General features: G+C 53.6%; 9 protein-coding genes and 1 pseudogene. 4 read left to right on the forward strand and 6 right to left on the reverse strand.

From position 1 onward, the window contains the following. Positions 1 to 3: 3 nt before the first annotated feature. The gene (gene tkt / locus ACTJI9_RS20390; protein WP_440810565.1) at positions 4 to 1989 is read right to left on the reverse strand and encodes a transketolase; all 1986 of its coding nucleotides are present in this window, start codon (positions 1987 to 1989) and stop codon (positions 4 to 6) included. A gap of 294 nt (positions 1990 to 2283) precedes the next feature. On the opposite strand from tkt, the gene ACTJI9_RS20395 reads away from it, so the two are divergent. The 3 genes from ACTJI9_RS20395 to ACTJI9_RS20405 all read left to right on the forward strand — a co-directional run bounded on the left by ACTJI9_RS20395 (position 2284) and on the right by ACTJI9_RS20405 (position 3997). After that, a complete protein-coding gene (locus ACTJI9_RS20395; protein WP_115054118.1) occupies positions 2284 to 2556 on the forward strand; it encodes a DUF4164 domain-containing protein in 273 nt (90 codons plus the stop codon). 17 nt (positions 2557 to 2573) lie between these two features. Beyond that, the gene (locus tag ACTJI9_RS20400; RefSeq protein WP_115054117.1) at positions 2574 to 2939 is read left to right on the forward strand and encodes a cell division protein ZapA; all 366 of its coding nucleotides are present in this window, start codon (positions 2574 to 2576) and stop codon (positions 2937 to 2939) included. A gap of 107 nt (positions 2940 to 3046) precedes the next feature. Beyond that, a complete protein-coding gene (locus tag ACTJI9_RS20405; RefSeq protein ID WP_440810566.1) occupies positions 3047 to 3997 on the forward strand; it encodes a Bug family tripartite tricarboxylate transporter substrate binding protein in 951 nt (316 codons plus the stop codon). An 89-nt stretch (positions 3998 to 4086) separates the two neighbouring features. Here the strand turns inward: ACTJI9_RS20405 and ACTJI9_RS20410 are convergent, their stop codons facing one another. The 5 genes and pseudogenes from ACTJI9_RS20410 to pcaF form a co-directional block, all read right to left on the reverse strand. Next, positions 4087 to 5907, reverse strand: coding sequence for an ABC-F family ATP-binding cassette domain-containing protein (locus ACTJI9_RS20410; protein ID WP_440810568.1), 1821 nt, complete (start codon positions 5905 to 5907; stop codon positions 4087 to 4089). Between the two features lie 194 nt (positions 5908 to 6101). Continuing rightward, positions 6102 to 6431: pseudogene (locus ACTJI9_RS20415) on the reverse strand (YMGG-like glycine zipper-containing protein); the annotation flags it as partial. Between the two features lie 137 nt (positions 6432 to 6568). Continuing rightward, positions 6569 to 6850 (reverse strand): hypothetical protein, encoded by a 282-nt coding sequence (locus tag ACTJI9_RS20420; protein WP_008128299.1) that lies wholly within the window; start codon positions 6848 to 6850, stop codon positions 6569 to 6571. 94 nt (positions 6851 to 6944) lie between these two features. Then, complete coding sequence (locus ACTJI9_RS20425; RefSeq protein ID WP_115054113.1) at positions 6945 to 7580, reverse strand: thiamine diphosphokinase; 636 nt, start codon at positions 7578 to 7580, stop codon at positions 6945 to 6947. 54 nt (positions 7581 to 7634) lie between these two features. Further along, the gene (gene pcaF / locus ACTJI9_RS20430) at positions 7635 to 8840 is read right to left on the reverse strand and encodes a 3-oxoadipyl-CoA thiolase (RefSeq protein ID WP_440810577.1); all 1206 of its coding nucleotides are present in this window, start codon (positions 8838 to 8840) and stop codon (positions 7635 to 7637) included. Positions 8841 to 8992: 152 nt separating this feature from the next. Between pcaF and pcaD the strand changes: the two genes are divergently transcribed. Further along, a complete protein-coding gene (pcaD, locus tag ACTJI9_RS20435; RefSeq protein ID WP_115054111.1) occupies positions 8993 to 9823 on the forward strand; it encodes a 3-oxoadipate enol-lactonase in 831 nt (276 codons plus the stop codon). Positions 9824 to 9927 lie beyond the last annotated feature (104 nt).

A 9927-nucleotide genomic window follows, 5' to 3' on the forward strand; every position in this document is an offset into this window, starting at 1 on the left:
GGATTATTTCAACTTTGCTTCAGCAGCAGTGACGATATGTGACGCCGTAATGCCAAAATGCTCGTAGAGTTCTTCAATCGGACCGCTCGCGCCAAAGCCGTTCATTCCGATGAAAATCCCGTCCGTGCCGATAAACCGGTCCCAGCCCATGCGGATCGCAGCTTCAACAGCCACCTTGACCGGCGCATCGCCAATCAATGTGCGCTTGTATTCTTCACTCTGAGCTTCGAAGAGCTCAAAGCAAGGGACCGAAATCACCCGCGTTGGATGTCCGTTTTTCTCAAGCTGTGCTCTTGCACTGAGAGCGATTTCGACTTCCGAACCGGTTGCGAATATGGTCACTTCAGCCTTGCCGCTTGCAGTGGCAAGTTCATAGGCGCCGTAAGCGCATTTATTCTCATCAAAATGCACGTCACGAACGGTCGGCAGATTCTGACGGGTCAATGCGATGGTTGATGGCGTGGTGCGTGACTTGAGCGCAATTTCCCAGCACTCAGCTGTTTCAACAACGTCCGCCGGACGGAAGACATAATTGTTTGGAATTGCACGCAGGGCTGCCAGATGTTCGACCGGCTGATGCGTCGGGCCATCTTCACCAAGACCGATGGAATCGTGGGTCATGACATAGATGACGCGGATACCCATCAGGCTCGACAGACGCATGGCGCCGCGTGCGTAATCGGAGAAAGTCAAAAAGGTACCAGAATATGGAATGAGTCCACCGTGAAGTGCGATACCGTTCATCGCTGCTGCCATGCCATGTTCCCGGATACCGTAGTGAACATAGCGCTGGCCGTAATCCTCAGGAGTGATCCCCTTGGTCTGGCTGGTCTTGGTGTTGTTCGAACCTGTCAGATCGGCGGAGCCACCAATTGTTTCAGGAACCACGCCATTGATAACCTCAAGCGCCATTTCAGAAGCTTTGCGGGTCGCAACCTTTGGCTTTTCTTCAGAAAGCTTCTTCTTGTAAGCTGTAATTGTTGCTTCGAAGTTCCCCGGCAGATCACCGCGCATGCGCCGCTCAAACTCCGAACGGATTTCCGCGTCAGTCGCATTCAGACGCTCAGTCCATGCGGTATGTTCCTTGGCAGAACGCAGACCGGCAAGGCGCCATTCGTCGAGAGTTTCTGTAGGTACGACAAAAGGCTCCGAAGTCCAGCCCAACGCTTTGCGCGCACCGGCGAGTTCTTCGGCACCAAGCGGCGAACCGTGAACCTTGTTCGTCCCAGCCTTGGTCGGAGCACCAAAACCGATTGTGGTTTTGCAGGCGATCAGTGTCGGCTTGTCGGATTTCTTGGCGCGCTCGATAGCGGTGGCAATCGCATCCTGATCATGGCCATCGACGCTGATTGAATTCCACCCGGAAGCCTCGAAACGGGCTGGCTGATCGGTATTGTCGGCCAATGTAACCGGACCATCGATCGAGATGTTGTTGTGGTCCCAGAAAACGATAAGCTTGTTCAGCTTGAGATGACCAGCAAGTGAAATCGCTTCCTGGCTGATGCCTTCCATGAGGCAACCATCACCGGCAATGACATAGGTGTAGTGATCGACCAGAGCATCACCGAAATGCGCATTCATTATGCGTTCGGACAAAGCCATGCCAACAGCATTGGCAAGGCCCTGACCCAATGGACCGGTTGTTGTTTCAATACCGGCAGCATGACCATATTCGGGATGCCCAGCGGTACGGGAGCCAAGCTGGCGGAAATTTTTGATTTGGTCGATGTCAATATCTTCGTAGCCGGTCAGATAAAGCAGCGAATAAAGCAGCATCGAACCGTGACCTGCGGACAGTACGAAACGGTCGCGGTCCGGCCAGTGCGGAGCCTTTGGATCGAATTTCAGGAACTTTGTATAAAGGACGGTCGCAATGTCGGCTGCGCCCATGGGAAGTCCGGGATGGCCGGAATTTGCTTTTTCCACTGCATCCGCAGATAGAAAGCGGATTGCGTTGGCCATTTGATTGGATTTTTCAGAATTGGTCATAGTCACCGTCTTTCGAAGTGGAAAAGAGATGCCGTTTCTGGATGCCGGTTAGACAATATCCAAAAGGCACGCGACAAATAGCAGGTGTCGAGAGGGAGTCAACAAAAGCTGGCCAAATTGGGACGGTATTGCAGGAAGACATTCATTGGAGCACATTATTATCGGTGCATGAGTGCCACGGCGCCGTTCGGATTGATTGACGCAGCATTAATGTAACCACTAGACTCTCTGTCATAAGTCGTTCTTCTTTTTGCGATTCGCTGAAAAGATTGAGACACAGGGGAAACGTCGAAAATGGCATCTGAAGCCACCCTCAAACAAGTACTGGAAAGATTGGCCAAATCCCTCTCCACGCTTGAGAATGCAGTTGAAATGCGTCTTGAGCATGAGGGCGATTTTGCTGAAGCGGAAGAAGAGGTCCAGCGGATGAACATGGACCGGCGTAAGCTGGCTCAGGAGCTTGATGCGTCTGAAGGGCGGGCTGAGCGTCTTGAGGCGGCAAATAAAGAAGTTTCACGCCGCCTTGTCGCTGCGATGGAATCCATCCGCACGGTCCTTGATCGATAGAACAGGAAGAAACAACCATGGCTACCGTTACCGTAACGATCGATGGCAAAGCCTACAGAATGGCCTGTGACGAGGGTCAGGAACAACATCTGACCGGTCTGGCAGAACGTTTTGATCGTTACGTGACACACCTGAAATCCTCGTTCGGCGAGATTGGCGATCTGCGCCTGACAGTTATGGCCGGCATCATGGTTACAGACGAACTCCATGAATTGCAGTTGCGTCTGACCGGTCTGGAAAACGAAGCGGAAGCCTTGAGAAAGAGCCGGGACGAGGCGTTAGCCAAGGCCGACAAGAATGATTCGGCTATCACTGGCGTTCTGTCCGAGGTGGCTGGACGCATCGAAACGCTTGCAGCGCGTCTCGCTCCGAAGGCCAATTGACGGATTTCCTGCCCTCCTCAAAGACAGCTCCATGACAGATTCTTCCCGCAGCCTCTGAAGGCTTTGTACAAAAGTGCAAAGCAAGGGAGCTTTCAGGGAGGAAATACATGAAACTTCGCACGCTTGCTTTTGCGCTGGCCTTTGGCATGGCCTCATCGGCTCAGGCCGACGCGGTAAAGAATATCGAAATCATCGCTCCGGCAGGTCCGGGAGGCGGCTATGATCAATTGGCACGCTCGACACAACAATCGCTTCAGGACCTCAAGCTCGCTGGCGACATCCAGGTTGTTAATCGACCGGGAGCCGGTGGCACTATTGGCCTGGCCGAATTTGTTTCGAAGAAATATCCCGATACGGGCCTCATTGTTACGGGGATCGGCATGGTTGGCTCGATCCTGACCAATAACTCACCCGTGACAATGGACCAGACCAAGCCCATCGCGCGGATGACAGGCGAGTATCTTACGCTGGTCGTTCCGGCAGATTCGCCATTGAAAAGTATGGATGATCTGGTCAAAGCCTTCAAAGCTGATCCGGGATCAGTATCGTTGGGCGGTTTCGCCGCCGGTGGTGTCGACCATTTGCTGTATGGCATGATCGTCAAGGCAATTGGCGGCGATCTTTCCAAGATGAATTACGTCGCCATCGGTGCCGGAGGTGAGATGCTCGGACAGGTGATGGGAGGGCATATTTCCGTTGGTGCAGGCGGCTATTCCGAGTTTGCCGGACAAATTTCAGCCGGAACAGTGCGAGCACTCGGGATTTCGTCTGCAACGCGGCTCGAAGGCATTGATATGCCAACGATGAAGGAACAAGGGGTCGATGTTGAGTTGGTCAATTGGCGCGGCTTCCTCGGACAAGCCAACCTGTCGGAAGAACAGACGAAGGATCTTGATGCAGCCTTTTCTAAAATGGCGCAAAGCCCGGAATGGCAAGCAACATTGAAAAAGCATGGTTGGGTTGATCTTTACCAGCCATCCACCGAATTTGCCGCTTATATCAAAGAACAGCAGGCGACGGTCCTCGCGACATTCCGTGAACTGAAGCTCGTAGAATAAACGCTTATTTACTGCTGTCTTTCAAATCGGAACGAGAACTGGAATCCCGGTTTTTCGTTCCGATCATTGGGTATAATTGCGAGTTTAATCTAGCCTTCAATTTCCTCACGGAGCATTTCAAGCTCGAGCCATTCGTGCTCGAGCGCTTCGTGACTTGCACGCTTCTTGCCGATCTCCTCAACCGTCTTGTTGAACAGGGCCGGATTCTTTGCAAAAAGATCGGGATCGGCCAGCTTCTTTTCCAAATTGATAATTTCGCTATGCAGCGCTTCAATTTTAGCCGGAAGCGTTTCGAGCGCAAATTTCTGTTTGTAGGAGAGTTTGCGCTTTTCATCGCGAGCAGCAGGCATCTTTTCAGAAGCCACACCAGATGAAGCCTGCGGCTTGGCGGCTTTCAATTCCTTCCGGGTCGCAATCGCCGTTTCCTTGCGCTGCGCCAGCATATCGGTATAGCCACCGGCATATTCCAACCATTTCCCACTGCCTTCGGGAGCAATGATTGACGTTACGGTACGGTCAAGGAAATCGCGATCATGGCTGACGAGCAGCACTGTTCCGGCAAAGCCAGCAACCAATTCCTGCAACAAATCCAACGTTTCCATGTCGAGATCATTCGTCGGCTCATCGAGAACCAGCAGATTGGCAGGCCGTGCCAAGACCCGCGCCAGCATCAGACGTGCGCGCTCACCACCCGATAGCTCGCGGATTGGCGTGCGCAACTGCTCCGGTTGAAACAGGAAGTCTTTCATGTAGGAGGCAACGTGGCGCTGCTCGCCATTGACGATAACATTCTCTCCGCGCCCGTCGGTCAAATAGTCTGACAAGGTTTGTTCAAGATTTAGACTGTCCCGCCGCTGATCCAGCACCGCAATCTCAAGATTTGTTCCCAGTTTGACAAAGCCGCTATCCGGCTTGAGCAATCCTGTCAGCATGGAGAGGAGCGTCGTCTTACCCGCTCCATTCGGCCCGACAAATCCCACGCAATTTCCGCGTTGTATACGGGTGGAGAAATCATCCACGAGAATACGGTCATCATAGCTCTTGGAAAGATGTTCCGCCTCGATAACAAGCTTGCCAGATTCCTTGGCATCGCTGGCCTTGAGAACCGCCTTGCCCTGCGCGCCACGATGGTTGCGAAACTCGCTGCGCATGGATTGCAGGTCGCCGAGCCGACGCATGTTACGTTTGCGCCGTGCCGTAACGCCGTATCGTAACCAATGTTCCTCGCGTACAATCTGACGTCCAAGTTTGTGCAGGTCGCGCTCTTCTTCTTCCAGAACCTTGTCGCGCCACTCCTCGAACGAGCCAAACCCTTGATCGAGCCGTTTCGTAACGCCTCGATCAAGCCAGATGGTAGAACGGCTGACATTCTCCAGAAACCGCCGGTCATGCGATATTACCACGATGGCCGAGCGTATCTGGCGCAACTCACTTTCCAGCCACTCAATGGTTGTCAGGTCAAGATGGTTGGTCGGCTCGTCAAGCAGAAGGATATCTGGCTGCGGTGCAAGAACCTTTGCCAAAGCAGCACGACGTGTTTCTCCTCCCGAAAGATTTTCCGGCTTTTCCTCGCCCGTCAGTCCCAGATGCTCAAGCAGGTAACTGACACGGTAAAGATCATCTGCCGGTCCAAGTCCCGCTTCGACATAGGCCCGCACATTGGCAAATCCATCCATATCGGGTGCCTGAGCCAGATAGCGTACCGTAACGGCCGGATGTTTGAAGACTTCGCCGTCCGTTGGGACGACAAATCCGGCGGCGATTTTAAGCAGTGTCGATTTGCCCGAACCGTTGCGTCCTACAAGCGCAATGCGATCATTCTCGCTGACAGAGATGGCCGCATCGGTCAAAAGGGGCGTGCCACCGAAAGTCAGGGCAATTCTATCAAGGCGTAACAGTGGTGGAGCCATCAAACGTATCAATCCGGGAGTTCGAGCAGGTTTTGTCAGGGCTTGTCGATGAGAATATCTGTTCTGTCAAACGAAACAGGCCGGAAATTCCGGCCTGCTTGCGCTAAATCGATATTCTGTGATCAGTAATTGTCATCGCGGTATGGGTCGGAACTATACCGGCGCCGCTCAGACCGGTATCCATCATCATCCGGATATCGTCCATTTCCATAGGCACCTCCGCCATTGCCTTGGCAGGGAGCATTGTAAATCGATCCGTCAGGCCGCTGATAACGGCATAGATTCTCGTTTCCACCGCGCGGTGTTGTGGCTGTACCAACAGCCGCGCCAAGCAAAGCGCCACCTGCAGCACCGATCACCGTGCTTTTCGTATCACGCCCCAAAGCCTGTCCGGCCAGGGCACCAGCGCCAGCACCAATCAATGCACCCGTCCCGGCACGTTGATTTTGCTGGCTCGTCTCACATCCGGCGATCGTAAATGCCAGAAGTGCTGCGGCTGCTATGGCAGCAAAACGAATTTTCATAATAACCTCTCCATTTAAAAAGTGCGGGAAAATCCTGCTTCCTCAATACGGCAGAAGAAAGATCACCGGAACACGCGTCCGTACCCACAAAAAAACAGGCCGGAAAACCGGCCTGTTTTTTTGAAAACTCTAGCTGCTTAACGGCAAGGTGCGCGATAGCGCTCGCCGTAGCGATTTTCATATGTGCAGTAACGGCGTCCGCCGTCCGATGTGGCTGCGCCAACGACAACGCCTGATGCGCCGCCGATTGCCGCACCGGCCAAAGCACCACGACCACCACCGATAGCGCCACCTGCCAATGCACCAAGTGCTGCACCACCGACGCCATATCCGGCTGTCCGCTGTTCACTCGTTGTACAACCAGCAACCGAGAATGCCAAAACTGCGGCAACTGCAACTGTAGATAAACTTTTCAACATGGAAGACCTCTCCCGTTTCTAAAACCAAACTTACCAGCTTGCGTCCCCAATGCTGTGCTGCACACATTACACTTTCCGCTTATATTGACAAGCGTCAGGCAACGGGCGGCGCTGCAATCAGGATTGCTTTGCCCGAATGGAGCGATACGTGGAGGGTTCCACATACGGCATTCGAGACAGTAAGCGATGAACCGAAAGAAAGTTCCACATTTTCAAGCGGCCAGCGTGCTCCATCGATAAAAAGTCCGTGTAATTGCGAAAATGCAACAATGCTGAACTGCGTCTTATCCACGAAATCGAAAGCATATTCGCCGCCCACAAGTGGGTGGGCTTCTTCGCTTCCGCTGGTGAGGATGATCTTATGTCCCTGCGCCGCATGGGCGGTCGCCATCGTCAAATGCAGAAGCGTGTGATCGGTGCGCACTCCACCAAATGCACCGCAAAGTACAAGCTCGGTCGCCCCCAGTCGATATGCCTCGTTCAAGGCCAGTTCGCCATCGGTCATATCCTTTGCTGCCGGAAAAACCTGGCGCGGCACATGCGCATATTCTTTTTCCAGCTCGGGCGATGTCGAGTCGAAATCGCCTAGCCAAAGCTCAGGCGTGAGGCCCAGTGGTGCGGCATGGGCGATACCACCATCAGCCGCCAGAACCCTGGCTCCGGCTACCTGTTTCAAAAGGCGATCGGTGACATGGACGGAACCGCCCAAAAGAAGAACGAATTTGCTCATGACCCGCCCATAGCATGCGTCAAACGCTTCCACCAGACAGCTCTGCGTCCGATATCAAACGCTTGCAAGCGCGATAGCAATGCCCTGTCCAACGCCAATGCACATTGTCGCCAGAGCGAGTTTTCCCTCGCGCAATTGCAATTCAAGCGCTGCCGTTCCCGCAATGCGTGCTCCTGACATGCCCAGCGGATGCCCCAGGGCGATAGCGCCGCCATTCGGATTTACGTGTTCCGCATCATCGGGAATTCCAAGATCGCGCAATGTTGCAAGTCCCTGCGAGGCAAAAGCTTCATTGAGTTCGATAATGTCAAAATCAGCTGGCGCCAAACCGAGGCGCGCGCAAAGCTTCTTCGTCGCAGGCGCTGGGCCAATTCCCATAATACGGGGTGCCACGCCCGCCGTCGCCCCGCCCAGGATGCGCGCGATGGGATTGAGGCCGTACTTTTTTACAGCCTCTTCGGAGGCAATGATGAGGGCTGCCGCGCCATCATTAACGCCGGAAGCATTTCCTGCCGTCACAGTTCCGCCGGATCGAAATGGCGTCGGCAATTTGGCTAGAGCCTCAATTGTCGTTTGGGGGCGCGGATGCTCGTCTTTATCAACGATAATGGGCTCGCCTTTTCTTTGCGCGATGCGAACCGGGGTAATTTCGCTGGCAAGCCGACCATTCTCCTGAGCCCGACCGGTTCGCTGCTGGGAGCGCACAGCAAAAGCATCCTGATCGGAGCGGGAGACAAGAAACTCTTCGGCAACATTTTCGGCGGTATCCGGCATGGAATCCACACCATATTGCTGCTGCATAAGTGGATTGATGAACCGCCAGCCGATTGTCGTATCGTAAATTTCTGCATTGCGGGAAAAGGCGCTGTCTGCCTTGGGCAGCACAAAGGGCGCGCGCGACATGGACTCGACACCGCCAGCAATGGCAATGTCCATTTCACCGGCGCGAATGGCGCGTGCGGCTGTGATGATGGCATCCATGCCGGAACCGCATAGGCGGTTCATCGTGGTGCCGGGCACCTCCACGGGCAATCCCGCAAGCAGTGCCGACATGCGGGCGACATTGCGATTGTCTTCGCCAGACTGATTGGCGCATCCATAAATCACTTCATCGATTGCTGCCCAATCGACCGATTTATTACGTTCCATCAATGCCTTGATTGGAATAGCCCCAAGATCATCCGCCCTAACTCCAGCCAATGATCCACCAAAACGGCCAATGGGCGTCCGGATATAGTCGCAGATAAATACGTCACCCATCATACTGCCTCATATGCTTTCTTCTTGCCTGTTGATTTGAGCCGGTCTGTTGCCGCTTCATCAATAGATAATTATTCGGCGGTTGATCGTCCCTGATCATTCATTCTACAGAACCGTACGCACATATCATTCTGGATAAAAGGGAGAGCAAGGTGCAATTTGCCGATATAAATGGTGTGACGCTGCATTATCAGCTGATTGGCGGACCAGCGTCAAAACCTGTGATCGTTTTTGCCAATTCTCTGGGCACTGACTTCCGCATCTGGCGCGATGTCATTATTCGCCTGGCGGGTGATTTTGCTATCGTCACCTATGATAAGCGCGGCCACGGGCTTTCGAGTGTCGGCACGTCTCCCTATTCTCTCGACGATCATGTCGGCGATCTGGCAGGTCTGCTGGATTTCCTCAATGTTAAAAATGCAATCATTTGCGGTCTTTCTGTCGGCGGACTGATTGCGCAGGGGCTTTATGCTTCCCGTCCCGATCTGGTTCGGGCACTGGTCTTGTGTGATACCGCGCACAAGATTGGCAATGCCGATTCCTGGAACGCACGTATTGCCGCGCTTGAGGAAAATGGTATTGAAAGCATCGCCGACACGATCCTCGAACGCTGGTTTACCCCGACATTTCATCGTGAAAGCAGCCCTGCCTTAACCGGCTACCGGAACATGCTGATTCGTCAACCATTGGCCGGATATGCCGGAACCTGCGCAGCAATTCGTGATGCAGACCTGACAGAAGACGCAGGCCGAATATCGGTTCCAACAATCTGTATTGTGGGGGATCAAGATGGTTCGACACCGCCGGACGTCGTGCTTTCAATGGCTAAATTGATTCCGGGCGCGCGCTACGAAGTCATCAAGGATGCCGGGCATATTCCCTGCGTGGAACAACCCGAAATGCTCGTCGCGATCATTCGCGCCTTTATCGATGAGTTCAAACTTGAGGGCAATCCAATTTTGAGCAACTCAACCCTCAACTAGCTCAAGATGACTCGCCGCGAGTGAGGTGGATAAGCTGCATTCGATATAATGCGTGGTTCGACAAGCTCACCATGAGGGAAGTTTTGTGGGTCGCAGCGACAACT

This window comes from Phyllobacterium sp. 22552 (assembly GCF_052044585.1).
Taxonomy (GTDB): domain Bacteria; phylum Pseudomonadota; class Alphaproteobacteria; order Rhizobiales; family Rhizobiaceae; genus Phyllobacterium; species Phyllobacterium ifriqiyense.